Annotated in this window: 19 protein-coding genes; 10 read left to right on the forward strand and 9 right to left on the reverse strand. The window is 72.5% G+C overall.

Going from position 1 to position 23,312, the window contains the following annotated elements; all coding sequences use genetic code 11:
• Nucleotides 1-44: 44 nt before the first annotated feature.
• The 9 genes from ABFY03_RS27210 to eccE form a co-directional block, all read right to left on the reverse strand.
• On the reverse strand, nt 45-1,028 hold the full coding sequence (locus tag ABFY03_RS27210) for an ABC transporter ATP-binding protein (protein WP_346171023.1): 984 nt from the start codon (nt 1,026-1,028) through the stop codon (nt 45-47).
• Nucleotides 1,025-1,993: an ABC transporter ATP-binding protein gene (locus ABFY03_RS27215; protein WP_346171024.1), complete on the reverse strand. Its 969-nt coding sequence runs from the start codon at nt 1,991-1,993 to the stop codon at nt 1,025-1,027. Before ABFY03_RS27215 ends, ABFY03_RS27210 begins: the two co-directional genes overlap by 4 nt.
• A complete protein-coding gene (locus ABFY03_RS27220; RefSeq protein ID WP_319011220.1) occupies nt 1,990-2,874 on the reverse strand; it encodes an ABC transporter permease in 885 nt (294 codons plus the stop codon). Before ABFY03_RS27220 ends, ABFY03_RS27215 begins: the two co-directional genes overlap by 4 nt.
• Nucleotides 2,871-3,932: an ABC transporter permease gene (locus ABFY03_RS27225; protein ID WP_319011219.1), complete on the reverse strand. Its 1,062-nt coding sequence runs from the start codon at nt 3,930-3,932 to the stop codon at nt 2,871-2,873. Before ABFY03_RS27225 ends, ABFY03_RS27220 begins: the two co-directional genes overlap by 4 nt.
• Nucleotides 3,933-3,934: 2 nt before the next feature.
• A complete protein-coding gene (locus ABFY03_RS27230; RefSeq protein ID WP_346172311.1) occupies nt 3,935-5,794 on the reverse strand; it encodes an ABC transporter substrate-binding protein in 1,860 nt (619 codons plus the stop codon).
• A 200-nt stretch (nt 5,795-5,994) separates the two neighbouring features.
• On the reverse strand, nt 5,995-9,054 hold the full coding sequence (locus tag ABFY03_RS27235; RefSeq protein ID WP_346171025.1) for an SCO5717 family growth-regulating ATPase: 3,060 nt from the start codon (nt 9,052-9,054) through the stop codon (nt 5,995-5,997).
• Between the two features lie 525 nt (nt 9,055-9,579).
• Complete coding sequence (locus tag ABFY03_RS27240; protein WP_031014159.1) at nt 9,580-9,813, reverse strand: DUF397 domain-containing protein; 234 nt, start codon at nt 9,811-9,813, stop codon at nt 9,580-9,582.
• Between the two features lie 178 nt (nt 9,814-9,991).
• A complete protein-coding gene (locus tag ABFY03_RS27245; protein ID WP_319011217.1) occupies nt 9,992-10,711 on the reverse strand; it encodes a hypothetical protein in 720 nt (239 codons plus the stop codon).
• Nucleotides 10,708-12,057 carry a type VII secretion protein EccE gene (gene eccE, locus ABFY03_RS27250; RefSeq protein WP_319011216.1) on the reverse strand — a complete coding sequence of 450 codons (1,350 nt, stop codon included), beginning with the start codon at nt 12,055-12,057 and terminating at the stop codon, nt 10,708-10,710. The genes ABFY03_RS27245 and eccE overlap by 4 nt, the downstream gene beginning before the upstream one ends.
• Nucleotides 12,058-12,238: 181 nt before the next feature.
• Here eccE and eccB point away from each other — a divergent pair, with 181 nt between their 5' ends.
• From eccB to ABFY03_RS27300, 10 genes are all read left to right on the forward strand, one after another.
• Entirely contained in the window at nt 12,239-13,777 is a 1,539-nt protein-coding gene (eccB, locus tag ABFY03_RS27255; protein WP_346171026.1) for a type VII secretion protein EccB, read from the forward strand.
• A complete protein-coding gene (mycP, locus tag ABFY03_RS27260) occupies nt 13,774-15,030 on the forward strand; it encodes a type VII secretion-associated serine protease mycosin (protein ID WP_386723771.1) in 1,257 nt (418 codons plus the stop codon). Before eccB ends, mycP begins: the two co-directional genes overlap by 4 nt.
• Before the next feature lie 220 nt (nt 15,031-15,250).
• Nucleotides 15,251-15,700, forward strand: coding sequence for a hypothetical protein (locus ABFY03_RS27265; RefSeq protein WP_346171027.1), 450 nt, complete (start codon nt 15,251-15,253; stop codon nt 15,698-15,700).
• 6 nt (nt 15,701-15,706) lie between these two features.
• Nucleotides 15,707-17,449: a hypothetical protein gene (locus ABFY03_RS27270; RefSeq protein ID WP_346171028.1), complete on the forward strand. Its 1,743-nt coding sequence runs from the start codon at nt 15,707-15,709 to the stop codon at nt 17,447-17,449.
• 40 nt (nt 17,450-17,489) lie between these two features.
• Nucleotides 17,490-18,767, forward strand: a complete 1,278-nt coding sequence (locus tag ABFY03_RS27275; protein WP_346171029.1) for a S8 family serine peptidase — start codon at nt 17,490-17,492, stop codon at nt 18,765-18,767.
• A gap of 102 nt (nt 18,768-18,869) precedes the next feature.
• Nucleotides 18,870-19,232, forward strand: coding sequence for a WXG100 family type VII secretion target (locus tag ABFY03_RS27280; protein ID WP_030496554.1), 363 nt, complete (start codon nt 18,870-18,872; stop codon nt 19,230-19,232).
• Nucleotides 19,233-19,295: 63 nt separating this feature from the next.
• Nucleotides 19,296-19,592 carry a WXG100 family type VII secretion target gene (locus ABFY03_RS27285; RefSeq protein ID WP_189848199.1) on the forward strand — a complete coding sequence of 99 codons (297 nt, stop codon included), beginning with the start codon at nt 19,296-19,298 and terminating at the stop codon, nt 19,590-19,592.
• A gap of 254 nt (nt 19,593-19,846) precedes the next feature.
• A complete protein-coding gene (locus tag ABFY03_RS27290; RefSeq protein ID WP_346171030.1) occupies nt 19,847-20,299 on the forward strand; it encodes a hypothetical protein in 453 nt (150 codons plus the stop codon).
• Nucleotides 20,299-22,605, forward strand: coding sequence for a DUF6571 family protein (locus ABFY03_RS27295; RefSeq protein ID WP_346171031.1), 2,307 nt, complete (start codon nt 20,299-20,301; stop codon nt 22,603-22,605). Before ABFY03_RS27290 ends, ABFY03_RS27295 begins: the two co-directional genes overlap by 1 nt.
• 6 nt (nt 22,606-22,611) lie before the next feature.
• Nucleotides 22,612-23,307: a hypothetical protein gene (locus ABFY03_RS27300; protein ID WP_346171032.1), complete on the forward strand. Its 696-nt coding sequence runs from the start codon at nt 22,612-22,614 to the stop codon at nt 23,305-23,307.
• Nucleotides 23,308-23,312: the final 5 nt, after the last annotated feature.

Here is a 23,312-nt window from a genome sequence, read left to right on the forward strand (position 1 = left end):
CGCCCGGCGACCCGCCGCCCCCAGGGTCGCCGGGCGGTTCGCCGTCAGCCGTCGTCGCCGGAGGTCGCCCAGTGGCAGGCCACCCCCGGCTCTCCGCCGCCCGCGCGGACCACCGGCAGGGGCTCCGTCCGGCAGCGGTCGGCGACCGGGGCCGCCGTGCCCGAGGCCAGGACCTGGCAGCGGGCGTGGAAGCGGCAGCCGCCCGGGATGCGGGCCGGGTCCGGCGGCTCCCCGCTCAGCACCACCGGCGCCGCCTCCGACTCCGGCAGCACCGACAGCAGGGCCTGGGTGTACGGGTGCCGGGGCGCCGTCAGCACCGACTCGACCGGCCCCGTCTCCACCACCCGGCCCAGATACATCACCGCCACCCGGTCCGCGATGTTCCAGGCGAGGCCCAGGTCGTGGGTCACCACCAGGGCCGAGAGCCCGAGTTCGTCGCGCAGCCGGAGCAGCAGCGCCAGGATCTCGCCGCGTACCGACGCGTCCAGGGAGGCCACCGGCTCGTCCGCGACGATGAGTTCCGGCTCCAGGACCAGCGCCCCCGCGATCACCACCCGCTGCCGCTGCCCGCCGGACAGCTCGTGCGGGTAGCGCAGGAAGAACCGCTCGGGCGGCCGCAGCCCGGCCCGGGCGAGGGCCTCCGCGACCGCCGCGCGCTCGTCCGCCCCGTCGCGGTGGACGCCGTGGATCCGCAGCCCCTCGGCGACCGCCTCGTACACGGTGTGCCGGGGGTTGAGGGAGCCGCTCGGGTCCTGGAGGACGAGCTGGGCGCGCCGCCGGTAGGCCTTGAGAGCCCGGGAGGTGTACGCGAGGGGCTCCCCGGCGAAGGAGACCGTGCCGGCCCGCGGCTTCACCAGGCCGAGGAGCGTCCGGGCCAGGGTCGTCTTGCCGCAGCCGGACTCGCCGACCAGGGCCACGATCTCGCCCGCGCCGATCTCCAGGTCCACCCCGTCGACCGCCCGGGCGGGCGGCGCGCCCCGCCGCCCCGGGAAGGTGACGTGCACCCCGCTGGCCGTGAGCAAGGTCATCCGCTGTCCCTTCCGACGTGGACGCAGGCGGCCCGTCGCCCGTCGCCCGCCGCCCGCAGTTCCTGGTCCTCCTCGGCGCACTCCGCCACCGCCACCGGGCAGCGGGGGTGGAAGGCGCAGCCGGCGGGCAGCGCCGCCGGGTCCGGCGGGTCGCCGGGCAGACCTCGCGGCGCCCGCCGCGACGCCGGGTCGCCGATCCGGGGGAACGCCGACGACAGCGCCCGCCCGTAGGGGTGAGCGGCGTACCTGTACACCTCGGCGGCCGGGCCCTCCTCGACGATCCGGCCCGCGTACATGACGGCGAGCCGGTCGCAGGTGTCGGCGAGCACCGCCAGGTCGTGGCTGATCATCATCAGTCCGATGGACTCCTCGGCGACCAGCCGCTCGATCAGCCGCAGGATCTGCGCCTGGATCATCACGTCGAGGGCGGTGGTCGGCTCGTCGGCGACGATCAGCCGGGGCTCGCAGGCGAGCGCCATCGCGATCATCACGCGCTGCCGCTGTCCGCCGGAGAGTTCGTGCGGGTACGCGGCGGCCCGGGAGGCGGGCAGGCCGACCTGGTCGAGGAGGGCGGCGACCCGCTTCCGGGCCACGGCGGGGGTGGCCCGCCGGTGCACGAGCAGGGGCTCGGCGATCTGGTCGCCGATCCGGCGGACCGCGTTCAGCGAGTGCATCGCGCCCTGGAAGACGATCGAGGCGCCCGCCCAGCGGACCGCCCGCAGCCGCCCCCACTTCATGGCGAGGACGTCCTCCCCGTCGAGGAGGATCTCCCCGTCGAGCCGGGCGGTCGCGGGCAGCAGCCGCAGCAGGGCGAGCGCCAGCGTCGACTTCCCGCAGCCGGACTCGCCGGCCACGCCCAGCTTCGACCCGGCCTCCAGGGTGAGGTCGACCCCGCGCACGGCGGGTACGGCCCCGGCCCCGGAGCCGTACGTGACCCGCAGGTCCCTGATCTCCAGGAGGCTCAACGCCCCACCCCCAGCCTCGGGTTGAGCACGGATTCGACGGCCCGGCCGCAGAGCGTGAAGGCGAGCGCGACCAGCGCGATCGCGATCCCGGGCGGGGCCAGGTACCACCAGTGCCCGGAGGAGACCGCGCCGGCCTCGCGGGCGTCCTGGAGCATGCCGCCCCAGGAGACGACCGTCGGGTCGCCGAGGCCGAGGAAGGCGAGGGTGGCCTCGGTGAGGATGGCGGTGGAGATGCCGAGGGTGGTCTGGGCGAGCACCAGCGGCATCACGTTCGGCAGCACGTGCCGGGCCATGACGTGCCGGTGGCCGCCGCCGAGCGCGGTCGCGCGCTCGATGTACGGGCGGGACTCGACGGCGATCGTCTGCGCCCGCACCAGCCGGGCGGTGGTCGGCCAGGAGGTGACGCCGATGGCGAGCACCACCGTCCACATCGACCGGGACATCACGGTGGCGAGCACGATCGCCAGGACCAGCGTCGGCATCACCAGGAACCAGTCGGTGATCCGCATGACGACCGTGGAGAGCCAGCCGCCGTAGTGGCCGGCGAGGACCCCGACGAGGGTGCCGATGGCGACCGACAGGGTCGCCGCGAGCAGCCCGACGAGCAGGGAGATCCGCGCGCCCCAGATCAGCAGGCCGAGCAGGGAGCGCCCGAACTGGTCGGTGCCGAGCGGGAACTCGGCGCTCGGCGACTCCAGGGCCGTACCGGGCGCGTTCGTCACCGACTGCACGTCGGCGCCGACCGTCCACGGGGCGGTCAGCGCGAGCAGCGCGATCAGGGCGAGGCCGGCCAGCCCGTACAGGCCCGCCCGGTGGGTCCGGTACGTCTTCCAGAAGCGCGCCGCGGAGCCCTTGCGGCGCTCCCATGCGAGAGAGGTCATCGGCCCACCCGGGGGTCGAGCAGCGGATAGAGCAGGTCGGCCAGGAGGTTCATCAGGATCATCGCTCCGGCGAAGACGACGAACAGGCCCTGCACGAGCGGCAGATCGGGCACGCTGAGCGCCTGGTAGAAGAGGCCGCCGAGCCCCGGCCAGGAGAAGACGGTCTCCACCAGGATGGAACCGGCCGCCACGTGACCCAGGTTGATGAAGACCATGGTGACGGTCGGCAGCAGCGCGTTGGGCACCGCGTGCCGGCGGCGCACCTCGTCGTCCTTGAGCCCCTTGGCCCGGGCGGTCGTCAGATAGTCGCCGCCCATCTCGTCGAGGAGCGAGGACCGCATCACGAGCAGGGTCTGCGCGTACCCGACGGCGACCAGCGTCACGACGGGCAGCACCAGGTGGTGGGCGACGTCGAGGACGTACGCGAAGCCGGTCTCGCCGGTCCCGGACTCCATGCCGCCGGTCGGGAAGAGCCCCGGGATCGGTCCCATCCCCACTGAGAACACGATGATGAGGAGCAGCCCGAGCCAGAACGACGGCACCGACCACAGGGTGAGCGCGAGGCCGGTGTTCACCCGGTCGCCGAGGCCGCCGTGCCGCCACGCCGAGCGGGTGCCGAGCCACAGCCCGAGCGCCGAGTAGAGGACCACGGCGACCCCGGTGAGCAGCAGGGTCGCGGGCAGCTTCGCCGCGATCAGCTCGCCGACCGGGGCGCGGAACTGGAAGGAGGTGCCGAGGTCGCCGCCGAGCGCCTTGGCGCAGTAGTCGGCGAACTGCTGCCACAGCGGCAGGTCGAGACCGAACTGGCGGCGCAGGGTGGCCAGTTGCTCGGCCGAGGTGGGGATGCCGTGGGTCATCGCCTTCACCGGGTCACCGGGGATGATCCGGAACAGGAAGAAGCTGGTGACCAGGACGGCGAAGAGGGAGACGAGCGCGCCGCCCAGCTTCCCCGCCGCGTGGCGGAGGTAGCCGGAGGCGACGCCGGTGCGGGGTGCGCCGTCCGTGGCGCGGGCCTCCTCGGCCCGCGCCACGCCGGCGGGGGTGCTTGCCGTCGTCATCGCTACTCGCGGTCGTCGGCGGTGGCGCGCCGGCGCATCCGGAAGAGCAGGAGTCCGCCGGCGACGACGACCGCGGCCGCGCCGATCCCGATCACGATCCCGGTCGAGGACGAGCCGGAGCCGTCCCCCGACCCGGACGCGGAGGCGGCGGGGACGGCCGACCACCAGCTCCAGTAGCCGTCCTGTCCCCACAGGTTCCCGGCGGCCTCGGGCATGGTGGTGATCGACGCGATCTGGTCGGTGCGGTACGCCTCCAGGGCGTTGGGGTAGGCCATGATGTTCATGTACCCCGTGTCGTACAGCCGGGACTGCATCCGCTTGACCAGGTCCGCCCGCTTGGCGGTGTCGTATTCCACCGCCTGCTGCGCGTAGAGGGCGTCGAACTCCTTGTCGCAGATGAAGTTGTCGGTGGCGCCGGTGTCCTTCGGGGTGGCCGGGAGGGTGCCGCAGGTGTGGATGGAGAGGACGTAGTCCGGGTCGGGGTTGACCGACCAGCCGTCGAAGGCGAGGTCGTAGTCGCCCTTGACCCAGGGGTCGGAGACGCTGTCCAGGCACTCGACGGTCAGACCGATGCCGAGCCCGCCCCACCACTCCTGGAGGTACTTGGCGACCGCCTTGTCGTTGGGGTCGGTGGCGTGGCAGAGGATCCGGAAGGTCAGCGGCTTGCCGTCCTTGCCGAGCCGCTTCCCCTCGCCGTTCTTCTCGTACCCGGCGGCGGTGAGCACCTTGTCGGCCTCGGCCGGGTCGTAGCCGCGCTTCTGGTCGGGGGCGGGCTTCCAGAAGTACGAGCCGAAGCGCGGCGGGATGTATCCCTCGCCCTCGACGGCGTGCCCCTGGAAGACCTTCTCGACGAGGGTGGCGCGGTCGACGGCGAGGAAGAGCGCCTTGCGGACGGCCGGGTCGAGGAGGGCCGGGTGGCCGTTGCCGAAGGTCCTGCCGTTCTTGGCGCGGGCGCCGGGGTTGGTGGCGAGCGCGTAGAAGCGGCGCCCGGGGGCGTCGTTGACCTTGATGTCCTTCTGCGTCTTCAGGGCAGCGGCCTGAGCGGGCGTCAGGTTCGGGACGAAGGACACCTCGCCCTTCTGGAGGGCGGCGACGGCCGCGTCCCCGTCCTTGTAGTACTTGAAGACCAGCTCGTCGAACTTGGGCGCGCCCCGCCAGAACGTCTTGTTCGGCTTGAGCTTGATGTACTGGTCGACCTTGAAGTCCGTGATGACGAAGGGGCCGTTGCCGACGATCGGGAACTGCTGGTCGTTGTTGAACTTGGAGAAGTCGCCGACCTTCTCCCACACGTGCTTGGGCACGATCGGCACGTCGAGCGCGGTCATCGTCGCCTGCGGCTTCTTCAGCCTGATGACGAGGGTGCGCGGATCGGGGGCGGTGACCTCGGCGAAGTTGGCCGTGAAACTGCCGTTGGCGGTGGCCGCGTTCGGGTCGGTCATCATCTTGTTGAAGGTCCAGGCCGCGTCCTCGGCGGTGGCCGGCTTCCCGTCGGACCAGGTGGAGTCCTCGCGGATCTTGTACGTCCACGTCAGCTTGTCCGCCGAGGCGGACCACTCGGTGGCGAAGGCGGGGACGGTTCTGGCGTCCTTCGGGTCGTAGTTGGTGAGGTATTCGTACGCCAGCCGGTGGATGCTGGTCGAGGTGAGCTTCTGCGCCAGGAACGGGCTCAGCGAGTCGATGCTCTGCGAGACGGCCACCGTGAGCGTCGTACCGCCGGACTTCTCGTCCTCGGCGGCGGCGGGGGTGGCGGGGAGGGCCGCGAGCGAGGCGGTGGCGAGGCCGGCGGCGAGCAGCAGACGGGCGGCCCGGTGGGGCGGGTGCGGCCGGCGGGGGAGTGGACGGGATGGAACCTTCGTGACCATGACCATGGGACGTGACCTCGCGTCGGGGGATCTGTCGTGGAGTCGTGGATCTTGGGCTGACGTCAAGTGAAGCGAAGATGTATCAGCGGTGGTCTGCCGTCGTCAACGATGACTCAAACCCCGTGTGGGCTGCGGGAATGCAAGAAGGCTCCGTACCGGTGACCCGGTACGGAGCCTCATTGGTCTACTCCTGTGACGCCCTACTGCTGAGGGGCTGGCGGCGCCTGCGGAGGCGTCTGCGGCGGGGCCTGCGGAGGGAGCGGCTGCCCGAACGGCTGACCCGGCCCGGGCTGCTGCCCGTACGGCTGCGCGGGCTGCCCCGGCTGACCCGGCTGGCCGGAAGTCGACGCCGGCGGATACGGCTGCCCGCCGTACGGCTGTCCGGGATATCCCGCTTGACCCGGCATCGGCTCACCGGGCTGACCGGGCATCGGCTGACCCGGCATCGGCTGGCCCGGCTGGGGGTACGGCTGCGACTGGCCCTGCGGCGGGTACGGCTGCCCGGGCGCGGGCTGACCGGGGGCGTACGAGCCGGGCACGGGCTGCCCCGGGTACGGCTGGCCCGGCGCGGGCGGAGCGCCGTACGGCTGGCCCGGCGCGGGCTGACCCGGCTGGCCGGGCTGCCCGGGCGCCGGCTGGCCGGGGCCGTACGGGCCGGGGGCGTACTGGCCCGGCATCGGCGGCGCCATGTGCGGCGGCAGGCCGCCCTGGCCGTCGCCGGTCCACAGGCCCTGCGCCTGCTGCGCCCGCGCGAAGTCCTCGGCCACCATCGCCGAGAGGTCGAAGTACGCCTCCCGGGTCTTCGGCCGCATCATGTCGAGGTCCACCTCGGCGCCGGCCGCCAGGTGCTCGTCGAAGGGCACCACGATCACGCCGCGGCACCGGGTGCGGAAGTGCTGCACGATGTCCTCGACCTTGATCATCTTGCCGGTCTCGCGGACCCCCGAGATGACCGTGATCGAGCGCTGCACCAGATCCGCGTACCCGTGCGCCGACAGCCAGTCCAGCGTCGTCGAGGCGCTGGAGGCGCCGTCCACGGACGGCGTCGAGATGATGATCAGCTGGTCGGCCAGGTCGAGCACCCCGCGCATGGCGCTGTACAGCAGACCCGTGCCGGAGTCGGTGAGGATCACCGGGTACTGCTTGCCGAGGACGTCGATCGCCCGCCGGTAGTCCTCGTCGTTGAAGGTCGTCGAGACGGCCGGGTCCACGTCGTTGGCGATGATCTCCAGGCCGGACGGCGCCTGCGAGGTGAACCGGCGGATGTCCATGTACGAGTGGAGGTACGGGATCGCCTGCACCAGGTCGCGGATGGTCGCCCCGGTCTCCCGCCGCACCCGGCGGCCCAGCGTGCCGGCGTCCGGGTTGGCGTCGATCGCCAGGATCTTGTCCTGCCGCTCGATGGCCAGGGTCGCGCCCAGCGCGGTGGTCGTCGTGGTCTTGCCGACGCCGCCCTTGAGCGAGATGACCGCGATCCGGTAGCAGGACAGCACGGGCGTGCGGATCAGGTCCAGCTTCCGCTGCCGCTCCTGCTCCTCCTTCTTGCCGCCCAGCTTGAACCGCGAGGCCGCGCCCGGGTTCCGGCTCGACTTCGCCTTCTGCTTGTTGTTGCGCAGGAGCCGGTCGGAGGAGAGCTCGACGGCCGCCGTGTAGCCCAGCGGGGCACCCGGCACCGACCGCTCGCGCTGGTCGTGCGTGACCGCCTGCGGCCAGGCCGCCCCGGTCCGCGGGTCCACGCCGCCCGGCGGGTACCCGTACCCCTCCGGACCCTGCGGCGGCAGCTCACCGGGCGCGCCCGGAGCCTGCGGGTATCCGTAACCGCCCTGTGCCTGCGGCGGGAGACCGTACCCGGCGGGGGGCTGCTCCGCGCCGGGCGCCGGCGGCTGCGGCTGGGGCTGCCGGCCGGGGTGCGGATAGCCGTAACCGGCCTGCGCCTGCGGCGGGTAGCCGTACCCGGCGGGCGCCTGCGGGGGCTGACCGGGGGCGCCCGGCCCCTGCGGGTAGCCGTACCCACCCTGCGGCGGTACGGCTCCGGGCGCGCCGGCCACCGGCTGCCCGGGCCACTGCGGCGCGGGCTGCGGGGCCTGAGCGGGCTGCGGCTGCTGCGGAGGCTGCTGGGCCTCGGGGGAGGCGGGCGGGAACTCCGGCGGCAGTGGCGGCAGCGCTCCGGGTGCGGCCGCCGGGGCGCCCTCGGCGGGCAGCGGGGCGGCGGGCGGGAGCGCGGCGGGGACGGCGTCGGCGGCCCCGGCGGTCCCGGCCTCGGAATCGGTCGCGGTCTCCGTCTCGGTCGCGGATGCGGTCTCGGCGGCGGGGGCGTCGGCCGGGTCCTCCTGGACCTCGGCCTCCACGTCGTCCTCGGGCTCCGTCTCGTCCTCGGTGCCGGTCTCCGCCTCGGCCTCGGCGCGGGCTTCGGACTCGGTCTCGTCCTGATCCCCGGCGGGGGCCGGGCCGGACTCCCCGTCCGGCTCGGCGTCAGCCGCCGTCTCCTCGGCGTCCGCACGCGGATCCGGCTCGGCCGGGGCGCCGGCCTCCGGCTCGGTGGCCGGCTCGTCCTCGGCGGGCGCCGGGGGCACGTCGGCGCGGGCCAGCCCCGCGGCCTCGGGGGAGCCCGGCAGGGGTTCGGCGGCCGGCGCGGGGGCGGCCGGCTGCGCGGCCGCTTCCGGCTGCAGCGAGGCGGGGTTGAAGCGCACGGTGGCGCCGCTCTCCACCTCACCGCCACCGAAAGGCGCGCCGGGGGCGGGAGCGGGAGCGGGAGCCGGGTAGGCCGGGGGCGCGGCGGGCGTGCCGGCCCCGGGCCCGTACGCCCCGTACGGGCCCGGCGCGGGAGCCTGCTGACCGGGGATCGGACCCGGGACCTGGCCGGCGGCCTGTCCGGGGTACGGCCCGGGCGCCTGGACCGGCGCGGGCGCCGGGTAGCCGGGAGGCGTGCCGGGGGCGCCGGGCTCGGAGCCGTACGCCCCGTAGGGTCCGGGTGCGGGGGGCTGCCCGCCGGGGACCTGCCCGGGCGCGGGCGGCGGCGGGGTGGGCGTCCAGCCCTGCTGGAAGCCGGCCGGGGGCACCCCGGGCACCGGGACCGGCGCACCCGTCGGCGGCGGGGGAGTCGCACCGGCGCCCCCCGGACCGCCCGGCGCGTTCTGCGTGTACCAGGCCGGCGGGGTGTAGTCGATGGTGAACTCACCCGTCATCTCGGCGGGATCCGCGTCGGACTCGTCGGCGGGCACGTTCCAGCCCCCGCGGATGTCGTCGCGATCGCCGTTCACTTTGCCTCCTGGTGTGGTCGAGCACCCTTGTGCCGTCGTGCGTCGGGGCCACCGTTCACTGCCGATCGGGCCGGCTCTCCCCTCGGACCCGGCGAACGTTCCGAGGGATCCTCCGCCGCGCCCCCACCCACCCTAAACGTCCGCAACGCCGCCGCGGCAGGCCCGTCCTCTCCCGGACGCCCTCCCTCCGGCCCGGAGCGGGGCCCGGGTGACGCCGGTGCGGCGGAGCGTGAGGAAGCAGGGCGGGCGAAACCGTACAAGACGGAGCAACACGGGGGAATTCATACGGTCTTGCCCGCTTCCGTCCGGCCCGTATCCCCGCCGTACCCCTCCCGTGCACCCCCCGTTCCCCCCGGTCCCCCTCCACCCCACCCGCCCCGACGGTGGCCCGAACGGGTGACGCGACGCGGCGGGACGTGACACGACAGGACGTGACGCGACGAACCGGCGGCCGCGCACCCCGCTCGGGGCGCCCGACCGCCGGTCCGAGGCGGCCCCCGCCGCGCTGGGCGGGGGCCGCTCCACTCAGCGCAGGTCGAACTCGCCGTCCCGCGCGCCGAGCACGAACGCCGTCCACTCCGCCTCCGTGTACCGCAGCACCGTGCCGTGGTCCAGCGAGGAGCGCATGGCGACCGCCCCGCCCGGCAGATGGGCGATCTCGACCCGCTCCTCGTCCGGGCTGGTGCCGGGGGCGCCGATCCACTCGACGTCCGAGATGTCGAGGGCGTACAACTCGTCCTTCTCCTGCGCGCTCCCCATGGGGCTTCCTTTCGCTCACGGCCTGTCGGCGGACCATGTGTCCCGAGGCGCCGGGCAGTTGGGCCCGCCCCGCGCCACCAGGAGAAATACTAGGGAAACGGTCCCCGCGCCGGGGCGGCTTCGCCCGATCGCGGACGGCCGCCGGCCCCGCGCCCGTCCGGAGCACCGGTCCCGAGCGTCAGTCCATCCGGCGGGCCGCGCCGAGCAGGCCCGACTCCGCGTCCGTGGCGTTGGTGAGGACCCAGTGCCGCTCGCCGCCGGCGCACCACAGCGTCACGCCGTCCGCGAGCGTCGGCAGCGCGTCCACCTCGTTCTGCGTCAGTCCCAGGATCCGGCCGGTCTGCTGGGCCTCCTGCGGCGAGACCCGCTGGATGCCGACGAGCGTGGCCGCGCGCATCAGGCGCGGCGCGACCGGGCTGAGGTACGGCAGCAGGGTCAGCACCGACTGCCACGGCGAGGAGACGACCCGCCCGCGCGGCGGCCGCATGCCGCAGTCCCGCACCACCACGGCCGGGCTGCCGACGGTCGCGCCCAGCGGCGGCACCCGGCCCACGTCGTGGAGCGTGATGCACTCCAGGCCCGCGCCCGCCGCCTGCGCCAGACCCACCCACGCGTGCGGGCGGCCGGTCTCCACCACGACCCGGGAGCCGGTGGCGGCCGCGCGCAGCGCCAGCACCTGCGCCGTCCACAGACCGCCGATCAGCAGCACGTCGTACGGCGTCGAGCGGTGGAAGCCCACCAGCTGCGAGCGGCCCTCGGCGTCCTCGCCGATCACCACGCCGTCGTCGCCCACCGGGAGGGAGAGCGCGCCGAGCTCGGCCGTCGGCACGGTGTGCCCCGCGTGCCGCGGACCGAGCAGACCGCGCAGCCCCTTCACCGCTCCGCCGCGGACCGTCATCGCGCACCCCCGAGAGGCATCGTCGCCAGCACGCCCGGCAGCTGCTCGCGGTCCAGCCGCAGCAGGCCGACCTTCGCCGTGCGCGCCGCCTGCTCCAGCGTCCGGCGGACCCGGACGAGTTCGTTGTCGGAACCGCCGGTGACCCGGACGTGGCCGCCGACCTCCATCGCGCCCTGGCGGTTCCCGCGCCGGACGGTGAGGCTGAACGTCGTGGCGTACGCGGGCACCGACGTCAGCAGCGACACCAGCCGCGGCAGCGGGGCCGCGCCCCGGCCGAGCTCGGGCCAGCGCCCGATCGCGTACGTGGTGTGCCAGCGGTCGTCGCACCGCCAGACCCGGGACGTCTCGGCGGTCCGCCGCTGCGGGGCGGCACCGGCCCGGCCCGCCCGCGCGGCCGCGTGCGGGCTCGTGCAGGCCGCCGTCGCGATCGCCGAGTTGACCTCCTCCTGGTCCAGGACGACCGCCTGGAAACCGGCGCCGGTGATCCGGCTCGCCAGGTGGTCAGCGATCCGCACCAGACAGCGCTGCGCGCCCTCCAGACCGCCGCCGCGCGCCGCGACCGCCTCCTTGCAGCGCTCCGGGTCCAGCTTCACCGCCACCCAGGTCAGCCGCAGCGCGGGCGCGCCGGTCCGCTCCTGGAGCGGGGTGTACGAGAGCCGGGCCACCGACTGCTGGGGGAGGTGCGGCGCCGGGGCGGGGCGCACCTGCTGCACCAGCTGGACCGACTCGACCACGATGTCGTCGACCTCCAGCGCGTCGCCGAGCAGCGTCATCGGGAAGGCGCGGGCGCCGAAGACCGGCCGCAGCGCCGAACCGCTCGCCTCGACGCGCAGCACGGCCGTCAGGAAGGTGCCGTCGCCCAGCATGCCCACCGTGCGGTGGTTGCGGTCGACGTACGGCTGCGCGCCGAAGCCGCGCACGCTCTCCGTCACCGGGGCGAGGGACGGGTCCGCGTCGGGCGCGGAGGGCTCGGTGTCACGCCGGCGCGACCGCAGCGCGAGCGCCGTCCCCATCCAGTCCTGCACGGCCTGGCCGCGGCGCCGTATCACCGCGAGGAGCACGAGGACGCCGGCGGCGACACAGGTGGGGACCAGCCAGAGACCGCCCAGCACGAAGCCGACGGCCACCAGGGCCAGCGCCGACTCCACCAGCACCAGCTGACGCAGCTGCACGGGACCGATCCGGCCGGTGCGCGACAGCGGCCGCAGCGTGGTGGTCGCGGGGACGGCCTGCGGGCCGCCCGGAACCGGTGCCTCGGCGCCCCCGTTGCTGCGTTGCCGTCGGGAAGATTGAGGCGCTCGGCCGCTGGTCCGCCGCCCGTCGCGCGCACGCGTCGCCGTACCCATCGCCGCGTTGCCCCCTCGTGTCCGTAATAGCCGAATTCCCTTGGGCGTTGACCGGGCGATCACCCTACCTGAGCGGTGAGACACGGGTGCCGCCAGGCATAGTAGGGGGCGGCGGGACGGCGGACGGACCCGCCGAGTGTGGCAACCTGGTCGGCCGGCGGGGAGAGGGACGACACTTCAGATGGCATCACGACGGGACGAACTGAACGCCTACACCTTCGCGAAGCGGAGATTGGTCGCGCAGTTCGTGCAGCCGAACTCGACGGGTTCCGAGGAGGGCGCGCCGCGCCCGCTGCGCGCGGTGGTGCCGGGCGCCATCGTCGGCGTGGTCATCCTCGCCGGCTTCGGGGCCTGGGGCATGTTCAAGCCCGTCGCCCCCAAGGACTGGGACAAGCCCGGACAGAACGTGATCATCGCCGACAAGTCGACCACCCGGTACGTGGTCCTCAAGACGGGCGACAAGACCCAGCTCCACCCCGTCCTCAACATGTCGTCGGCGAAGCTGCTCCTCGACCCCGACAAGGACAAGATCATCACGGTCGCCGAGTCGGTCCTCGACAGCGGCAAGATCCCGCACGGCGCCACCCTCGGCATCCCCTACGCCCCCGACCGCCTCCCCGACGAGAAGGAGGCCGGCGCCGCCAAGCGCTGGGCCGTCTGCGAGCGCCCCGGCGAGGGCGGCCGCGCCATCCAGAAGGCCGCCTTCGTCCTCGCCGCCCGCGAGGAGGCGAAGACCGACGGCCCCGAGCGGCTGACCGGCGGCCAGCTCCTCTACGTCGAGGGCCCCGCCCCCGACCGCACGCGCTACGTGGTCGACGCGCAGGGGACCGCGTACCCCGTCGAGAAGGACGAACTGCTGCTGCGCCAGCTCGTCGGCCAGGGCCGCCCCGCCCAGCGCGTCTCCGAGGCGTGGCTGAACACCCTGCACAAGGGCGACACCATCTCCTTCCCCACCATCCCGGGCGAGCCGGGCGCCCGCGCCGAGATCAGCGGAATGCTGCCCGAGGTCGGCGACGTCGCCAAGGTCGGCATGGTGCTCTCCGCCTCCGACGGCACCGAGCGGAAGATGTACGTCGTCCTCCAGGACCGGGTCGCGCCCATCTCCGACTTCACCGCCAAGCTGCTGCTCAACAGCCGCCAGCTCGTCGAGCTCGGCCAGGCCGGCAAGGCCACCGAGCTCAGCGGCGGCGCCTTCCAGCCGGGCGCCGCCTTCGGAGCGGACAAGAAGTGGCCGAAGGCCGAACCCGTCCCCGTCAACGAGGCCGGCACCGGCGAAGGCAGCCGCAACACCGTCTGCAACGTGCTCCGCGCGGTCGACGGGGACAACGGCGCCACCACCCTCAGCACCTGGGCGGGCAAGGACTTCCCCGCCACCCTGCCGACCGGCTCCAGCAGCGCCTACGTCACCCCCGGATCCGGCCAGCTCTTCCGCCAGTTCAAGGGCTCCACGACGACCAGCGGCTTCCTCTTCCTCGTCACCGACACCGGCCTGCGCTACGCGATGCAGTCCAACGGCGACACCGTCACCGACGACTCCGGCATCGGCTCCTCCGGCTCCGACGAGGAGAGGGCGGCCCGGCAGGCGGAGGCCCAGCAGGCGCAGAACCGCCTCGGCTACAAGAACATCGAGCCCCTCCCCATCCCCGCCGAGTGGTCCACGTTCCTGCCCACCGGCCCCCGCCTCTCCACCGGCGGCGCCCGCCAGCCGCAGGGCTCGTGAGCGCGCCCCCGCGCCGGCTCCGGCGCCTCCCGCTCGTCGCCGCCGCGACGACGCTCTGCGCCCTCGGTCTGCCGCTCGCCACCGCCGCCCCGGCGGCGGCGGACGACGGCGGCCAGTGCACCTTCCCGAACAAGAAGTACGAGGGCCGCCCCTGGTCCCTCCAGCGCGTCCAACTCGACGAACTCTGGGCCCAGTCCACCGGCAGGAACGTCCGCGTCGCCGTCATCGACACCGGCGTCGACACCCGGAACCCCCAGCTGACCAAGGCCGTCGACGCCAAGAGCGGGATCAACCTGATCCCGAAGGACGCCAAGGACGCCAACGGCTACAAGCTCAAGCGCGGCAAGGAGAACGGCACCACCGACACCGTCGGCCACGGCACCAAGGTGGCCGGCATCATCGCCGCCCGCCCCGCCAAGGGCACCGGCTTCGTCGGCCTCGCCCCGGACGCCACGATCATCCCCATCCAGCAGAACGACGCCGACGGCAACGGCACCGCGGTGACGCTCGCGACGGCGATCCGCCACGCCATCGCCAAGAAGGCGGACGTCATCAACATCTCCCAGGACACCGCGAACGCGGTCAAGCCCACCCCCCTCCTGGAACAGGCCGTCCGCGCCGCCCTCGACGCGGACATCGTGGTCGTCGCCTCGGCCGGCAACGACGGCCTCGGCGGCAACGTCAAGCCCACCTACCCGGCCTCGTACCCCGGCGTCCTCGCCGTCGCGGCCGCGGACCGCAACAACGAACGGGCCCAGTTCTCCCAGTCCGGCGACTTCGTCGGCGTCGCCGCCCCCGGCGTCGACATGGTCTCCACCGTCCCCGGCGGCGGCCACTGCGCCGACAACGGCACCAGCTTCTCCGCCCCGTACGTCGCCGGTCTCGCCGCCCTCATCAAGAGCGAGCACCGGGACTGGACCCAGGAGCAGATCGTCGCCCAGATCCAGCAGACCGCCGAACGCTCCTTCGCCGGCCACGACCGCCTCGTCGGCTGGGGCGTCGTCGACCCGGTCAGAGCCCTGACCGAGGACGACAAGCCCATCGAGAAGCCCGTCGCCGACGAAGGCGTCACCCGCGCCGAGGCCCCCACCCCCGCCGCCGTCCACCTCGGCGAGACCCCGGAACAGCGCGCCGCCCGCCTCGCCACGTACATCGTCGTCAGCGGCGGCGTCCTCGTCGCGGCGATCGCGGGCTCGGCGGTCGCGGTACGGGACCACCGGAGGCGGCGGGCCGCGCTGACGGCAGGCCGGTGATCATTGCAGACGCACACGGCTGATAGCGTCGATCATGACAAACGAACTGTAGAAGTCTCGTGACGAACAAGAGACTTGGGCCTGCCAGTCGCAATCACTAGAGTGGTATGCGCGTGATCGGTGGATGGCGAGTCGCCACGATCGCAATGCAGGACAGCAGGAGCAAACGGGGAGGATTGGCTCGTGTTCGAGGTAACGGGTGACGGGGGCGGGTGCGACAGTGAGTGACCTTGAGCTCGGCGTCGGCGAACTGAAGAAGTTCCGTGACCGGATCGACGGAGTCATCAAGGACCTGGAAGGCGGCGCCGGCGGCGCCGCGAAGCTGGGCCAGAACCGCGTGACGCGCGACTCGCTCGGCACCGGGAAGATCGCCTTCGCCGAGGCCGACGGCTTCTTCACGGAGTACGAGCGCGTCCACAGCTCGCTCGTCGCCCTGTCGAAGTCCCTCAGCGGCCAGATCGAACTCCTCCAGATCGGCGTCCACGCGGCGGACGTCGGCTACCAGAACGTTGAGGACGAGCAGCGTCGGCGCTTCCACGAGATCCGCGCGCGCCTCAGCGAGGAGCGCGCCGAGGCCATCAGGCGCGAGGAGCTGGAGCGGAGCAAGAAGCCGGAACAGCCTGCGCAGGAGAGCCATGGCACCCGGAGCGGCAAGAAGGACCTGGGGTGACGACCGATGAGTGAAGAGAAGAACCCGAACCCGAGCACGCCCCCGCAGCCGAACCTGACGCCCCAGGAGCAGGAGCAGGCGAAGGACACCGCGGACATCAACGCGGTCTACGCGACGACGAACGTCCTGGAGAAGCTGGACGAGGTCCTCCCCTTCGGCCTCGGCCCCAAGGGCAGCGTCTTCGGCTCGACGTCCTTCGAGGGCGCCCGCCTCAACGACATGCTCGACCTCCTCGACAGCGCCAACCCCTCCGACCTGGAGCAGGCCGGCGAGGCCCTGGAGGCGGCGACGAAGTCCCTCAACGCGGCCGCCAAGGAACTGAACACCTTCATCGGCAGTGTCGAGTGGAAGGGCGAGGCGGCCGTCGAGTTCCAGCGGTACGGCTCCGAGGTCGTCACCTACGCCTGGGACATCGGCAAGGTCGCCAACGCGGCCGGCTCCCAGCTGAAGGTCGCCAGCACCGGCCTGACCTCGGTCCGCAACGCGAAGCCGCCGCGCGACACCCGTGCCGACCAGAGGAAGCCCACCGAATTCTCGGAGCTGGAGAAGACCGAGAAGAAGGAGGAATACCAGAAGGCCGTCCAGGTGGAGAAGGACCGCCAGGAGGCCATCAACCAGATGAACCGCCTGGCGTCGTTCTACGCCGTCTCCAAGAGCACGCTGGCAGGGCAGGAGATGCCCAAGCCGCCGGAGGCGTACAAGGCGGCGGTACCTCAGCCGTCGGGCGAGAAGCGGACCCCATCATCTGGCGGTTTTGAATCAGGCACGTCCCGCGAGGGCCTGTCGAGGCAGTCCTCCGGGCCCATCAGCTCCGTCGAGGACCGCACCACCCCGACGATGCCGCGCACCGGCGGGGAACTTGACGGATCCGAGCCGATCCGGGAGAAGCCCTCGGACGACACGAGGGTCCAGATCGACACGGTCCGTACGCCTCCGCCGCCCACGATCACCAACACCCCGCCCACCCCGACGGCGCCCACCAACACCGCACCGCCGACCGGCCCCGGCATGCCTCCGCCGCTCACGCTCGGCACCCCGCCGCGCGCCGGCGGGCCCAAGATCACCGGTAACCCGGCGGGCCCCCGTACCGCGACCGGAAGGACCGGCCTCGGCCGTCCGGCCGGACCGACGACCCAGCCGGCCGTGGGCCGCGCCGGCGGCCCGAAGGGCCCGCAGGCGATGGGGCGTACGACCGGACCCACGAGCGCCCCCATGGCGGGGAGGCCGGGCAACCCGACGGGTTCACCGGCGGTGGGCCGTCCCGGAGGCCCGACGAGCTCTCCGGCGACGGGGCGCGCCGGCGGCCCCATGGGCCGCGCCAGCGGTCCGTCGGCCACGCCGCAGGCCGGTCGTGCCGGACAGCCCGTCACCGGGCGAACGGCCGGCGGCAAGGCCATCGTGGGCGGCACCCCGCAGCGCACCACCGGGGGGAGCACCGGATCCCGGATCCCGAGGGGCACCGTCGTCGGGAGCGAGGGCGCGGCCGGCCGCACGGCGGGGGCACGCCCCAGCCAGGCCGGAGTGGTCGGCGCCAACAACGCCAAGGCTGCTCCGCGTCCCGCCGGTCGGGGAACCCCCAGCTCCAACGGAGTGGTGGGGACGCCCCGTGGCATGGGCGGCCGCGGCACCCAGCGCCCGGGCCGTGAGGAAGAGGAGCGCGAGGGCTCGACGCGCCCCGACTACCTGACGGAAGACGAAGAGACCTGGAACAACCGCCGGCGCGGTGCCGTGCCGCCGGTGATCGACTAACCACCCCCCGGAAGGCTCGGAAGTCAGGATGACGGCAGGAATGATCGAGGGCGGCAGGCTTCGGCGAGCGCTGCTCAGCACCGTCGCGGTGGCGGTGGTGGTGGCCGGTGCTCCGTCCGCCGTTGCCGCTGACGTCCAGTCCCAGCAGTGGTATCTGGACGCCATGCACGCCGACGAGATCTGGAAGACCACGACCGGCAAGGGCATCAAGGTCGCCTTGATCGACACGGGCGTGAACTCGTCCACGCCGTCACTGCAGGGCCAGGTTCTGAAGGGCCTGGACGCCGCTGAGGCGGATGGTGATGAGACCGACGATTACACCGGGCACGGCACCACCATGGCCGAACTCATCGTCGGGACCGGCAAGGGCGGTGGGCTCAAGGGGCTGGCACCCGGCGCCAAGGTCATTCCGTATCGGGTCAGTAACACCCAGCTCCAGAACGAGCAAGCGGTCAATGCTTTCGACATGCAGGAAGCGATCAAGGCCGCGGCTGACAGTGATGCCCAGATCATCAACGTTTCATTCGGCTCCGAGTACTACAACGAGGACATCCGGGAAGCGGTCCAGTACGCCCACGGCAAGGGAAAGTTGCTGTTTGCCTCGGTCGGTAATGAAGCCAAGGAAGGCAACAAGAAGACCTACCCGGCCGCGTATCCCGAGGCGATCGCTGTGGCAGCGACCGACCAGAACGGCGTCGTGGAGGAGACTTCCCAACACGGCGACTACGTGGACATCGCTGCCCCTGGCGCGGACATCCCCGGCTGGTGCGACAAGAACTTCAAGAGCTATTGCACCGCAGGCGGTACCAGCAATGCCTCGGCCATCGCCTCCGCCTCCGCCGCCCTCATCTGGTCCGCGCACCCCGACTGGACGGGAAACCAGGTGCTCCGTGCCATGTTCGAGTCCGCGGCCCGCAGCGACGACTGGAAGCCGGGCACGGTCAGCACGTACCTCGGCCATGGCATCGTCCGCCCCAACGCCAACATCTCGCGCGGCGAGGGCAACCCGGGCGACCCGAACATCAGCCCCCTGACCAACGAGCCCACGGGCGGCGCCGCCGCAGGCAGCGCCACCCCCTCCACGGCCCCCTCGGCGACCACCTCCGAGGGCGCCTCGACCGCCCCCTCCGCAACAGCTTCGACACAAGCGCCCGACGGCAAGCCGACGTCCGGCTCCGCTGTGGCAGGCTCCACGGAGAGCGCGGCGAGCACGGAGGACGGCGGCAGCGCGACGGGGATCGTCATCGGCGCGGTCGCGGCCGTGGTCGTCCTCGCGGGCGTGGGCGTCGTGATCGCCCGCAAGCGCCGCACGGCCTGAGGCCCGGCGGACGCCGGCCCACCCCACACATACCGACCTGCGCGCCGCGAACAGGCGGACGCAGCCTCGTTGAGAGAGAACCCGAGAAAGGGAGAGCGACACATGTCAGTCTTGAAGGTTGGCGATCAGAGTCTCAAGGATTTCCAGGACGAGCTCACCCGCAAGTTCGATGACGTGAAGGGCCAGCTGCAGGCCCTCCAGGGCGTCATCGACAGCCTCGAAGGCCGCTGGAAGGGCATCGGCGCCGGCGCGTTCGACGCCAAGCAGACCGAGATCAACCAGGGCATGGTGCGGATCGCCAAGCTGATGCTGAACTTCCAGGAGGCCATCCAGGTCACCCGGACCACGTCCAGCAACACCGACGACGAGGTCGAGGCGGCCCTGCGCGGCGTCGACGTGACCGCGGGCTTCTCCGGCGACGCGGGCGCCGAGAAGGCCGCCCGTTCGGGCATCGCCGGCCTCTGACCTCCGGGTCGGAGCCACCGCACCAACCCCACCTGAACGACACCACCGAAAACCGGAGGGAACATGGCCGCCAACGACGGCATCATGCTCGTCACGTACGCGTCGCTCGATGACGCGGCGAACCAGATCGACGCGCAGGCGAAGCGGCTGGACGAGGCCCTGGAGGCCATCCAGACGAAGATCCGCTCGGTCTCCAGCACCTGGGAGGGTGAGGCGAAGACCGCCGCGGACGGCGCTCACGCCAAGTGGGACCAGGAGACGCGCGCGATCCACAACGCCCTGCAGAGCATCTCCAAGGCCGTCCGCCAGGCCGCCCCGGCCTACCAGGCGGGCGACAAGCGCGCCGCGGGCTTCTTCTAAACCGAAGGCCGCAGACGGCGAACAGGGTGGGCGTGCACGGGAGGCGCCCACCCTGTCGCGTTAGCCGGGGCGGGACGTCTCCCAGCCGTTCGCCTGCTGTTCCCGTCGCCTCTGCCGACCTTCCTCCAACGAGACCTCGGCTGACCGGAATTCGCCGCATCACAGCCTGCGGATCCCGTGCTCCTCGTTAGGTTGAGCGGGACGAGACGGCGGCCCGAGACGGGCCGGGACGGCTACGGGGAAGAGGCGTGTCGATGGCATGGGAGGAATGGAACGACCTCAAGGCGGCAGCCGCCGGGCGACAGACGGCGCACATGAAGCTGAACGGTCTGCCCGAGGAACGCGGCGGTGCCAGGACGCCCGCGGGGGGTGACCTCCGGGTTGACCAGCAGGACCTGGCCGCGATCGGAGACTCCGCCTACCGCCTGCACACCGACCTCATCCGAGTCGGTGGCCATGCCCGCGCCACGTCGGTGAAGGCGGCCGGCGGTCTCTCGAGCGACGGGTTCGCCCTGGGCGGCGCTCTCGGTCACGTAGCCGAACGCTGGGTGGAGCAGGTGCGTTCGCTGCTGGACGCGACCGCGCACATCTCCAACCACCTCGACTTCACCAAGGGCGCGCACGCGGGCGACGAGGTCCACATCGCGGGAACCCTCAGCAGCATCGCCCAGTTGGAGACCGGCTTCGACGAGCGGAGGGCGAACTGATGGACCTCGATGCCCTGCGGTTCGGCACCTTCTCCCAGCTCGACGAGGCGATCGGCGACTGGGAGGAGATGGTCAAGAAGCTCAAGGCCCTGGAGACCAGCGCCCGGGACGATCTGAAGGCGAAGGCTCTGAAGGCGAACTGGGAGGGCGCGAACGCCGCCGTCTCCCGCGAGTTCATCGGCAAGACGGCGGGGGAGTTCGCCGACGCGCGCACCCAGGCGGACACCATCGCGAAGATCCTGCGGGACACCCGCAACGAGTTCGTCGCCTACCGCGAGCAGCTCAACGAGGCGATCGCCCGCGGCCTCAAGAAGAACCTCACGGTCACGGACACGGGCTGCGGGACGTTCACCGTCACCATGAACGTCCACCCGGACCGCGCCGCCAAGGGAACGACCACGCCCGATCACACCCAGCAGGACGTCGACGCGCTCGCCGACGAGATCGGCCGCATCCTCGGCAAGGCGGTGGAGAGCGACACCTCGGCGGCCCAGGTGCTGCGCCTCCTGGTGGACCAGACCGAGCAGGGGTTCTCGGACGCGGTGTACGCGGACCGCGACTCGGCGGCGAGGGCGGTCAAGGCGGCCGAGGAGATGGCCGCGCTCATGAAGAAGAACCCGCGCGACGTCACCACCACGGAGCTCAACCGTCTCACCGACACCCTGGCCCGCTACAAGAACGACCCCCTGTTCGCGGAGCGCTTCGCCCTCGACGCCACTCCCAAGCAGACCCTGGAGTTCTACGCGGGCATCGCCGACCCCGGCATCCCCACGTACGACCCGAAGCGCGGAGAACTGGCCAAACTGCTCCAGCGGGACCTCGGCATCACCCTGGGCACGGCGACGCGCTCCGACAGTTCCCGGATGCAGGCATGGGAGAAGGAGCTGGTGGAGCTCGGCCAGGATGCGCTCGACGCCGAGCACGCAGGGAGCCCGCGCGGTTTCACCGTCATGAGCAACCTCATGCGCTTCGGCGACTACGACGACGACTTCCTCAACGACTACGGCGAGAAACTCCTCGCGTTCGACAAGGAGAACAGCGGCAACGGCCTCAACCCGTGGACGCACCCCGGAATGCTCGGCGCCGACCTCCATCTCTGGGGCGGCAACTCGCGGGGCTTCGACCCGGTCACCGGTTTTCTGGAGGCGCTCGGTCACAACCCGGACGCCTCGACCCGCTTCTTCGGGCGACCCGCCGGCTCGGACGGGCCCCTGGACGACGACTCCCCCCTGAACGAGCACCTCACCTACCTCACCAAGGAGCGCGTCTGGCCTCCCGACGCGCCCGTCGGCAGCGACGACGAGTCCGTCGCCGGGCGCGACTCCCTCGGCCACGCCCTCGAAGCCGCCACCACCGGCTACGCCTACGACGCCGCAGCGCACCCGGGCAAGGGGCCCGGGGACCCCGGTGAAGCGGACCGGCGCACCGCCGCCACGGCCGGCGTCATGGAGCAGATCGCCCATCTCTACGGCAGCAAGGACGGTCCCGCGATGCTGCGGGCGCAGCCCGAGATGGCCGACAGCCTGGGCCGTATGGGGTCCGCGTACGTCGACGACATCGACTACGCACTGTCGGGCATCGGAGACGTCGACAAGGACGCGGGGGACTTCCCGGCCAAGTACGACGGGCGAGCGGACTTCGGCGAGCAGGGCGCCATCAACTTCCTGAGCGTGCTCGGCCAGAACGAGACCTCGCACGGCATCGTGACGGCCGGCCAGCACATCTACACCCTGAGCCTCCTGGACGCCCATCCCGCCACGAACCAGGCGAACTTCGAGCACGGCCGGGACGCACTCTCGATGGAGGCCGAGGTCCGGGGCATCCTCGACCACTCGCGGGTGCAGCAGGCCGAAGCGGACTTCAAGCACGACGCCGACGAGGCCAACAAGTCCCTCGCCCGGTCGGGCGAGTGGGGGAAGTACGCGGTCGGGGCTGTGATCACCGGCGGTATCGCGGCGATCCCCGTTCCCGGTGCGACGGCCGGCGCCATCGCCTTCGCACCCATCGCCACCGACATCGCCGGCGAGGCCCTGGAGACGTTCCTCGGCCAGGAGATCGACAAGAGCGTGGAGAAGGGCGAGAAGAAGGCGACCGAGGATGCCCAGCAGACCAGCGCGGAGTTCTACGCGAAGGGCATCGGCAGCATCGCGGACAGCTACGGCAAATACGTGGGCGACGGCAGCGTCGCAGCGGAGCGAACCGACTCCGAGGACATCAAGAAGGACCTGGAGTCGACGTACCTGGGCCTCGGGTCCGGTGAGAACCAGTACCGCGGCCGTCCGCCGTCGGAGAAGGAAGAGGACTGAGACCTCGTGACGGGAAACGAAGCACGGCGACGCAGGTCCTCAGGTGCCGCCGTCTGCCTGTCGGCCCTGCTGGTCCTCGGAGCCGGCCTCTCGGGGTGCGCACAGGATGATCCGGACGAGCCCCCGGCAGCTGCCGCGACACCCGCGACGCGCGTCTGTGACGGCGCCCTGGACGAACCGGCGGCGAAGGCGCTGGAACGCCTCGGGGGCACGCAGGGCTTCTACGAGTCGCCCGGCGAGAATCCGGCCGGTGAGCCGCACACGTTCGCGTTCTCCAGGGCGGTGGCGAGCCTCCGCGACGGTCTGACGCGGTACGCCGGGTGCGGCATCCACCTGACGAACGGCACGAAGGACTCACGGCCGATCAGCTTCTGGATCGAGGCGAGGGAGGACCCGCTGCGGAAGGAAGGCCCGGACCGTCGCCCGGAGCGGGTGACGTACTACCCGTTGGGGGTCTACGCCGACACGAGGGACGGAACCTCGGCGCTGCTGCAGTTCCGCTGCCGGGTGGGGAAGGCCGGACACACCCGCCCGTACCTCGCGGTGCAGATGAGCCATCCGGACGCCAAGGCACCCGAGTCCACCACGAGCAGGGACCGGATGACCGTTCTCACCTCGTTCGCCCGCACGCTCGCGGACGAACTCGGCTGCGCCGGCGAGGCACGCCTTCCGGAAGAGGCCCCTGACCCGGTGTCGTCCTGACCCTC

Source organism: Streptomyces roseofulvus (assembly GCF_039534915.1).
In the GTDB taxonomy this organism is placed as follows: Bacteria; Actinomycetota; Actinomycetes; order Streptomycetales; family Streptomycetaceae; genus Streptomyces; species Streptomyces roseofulvus.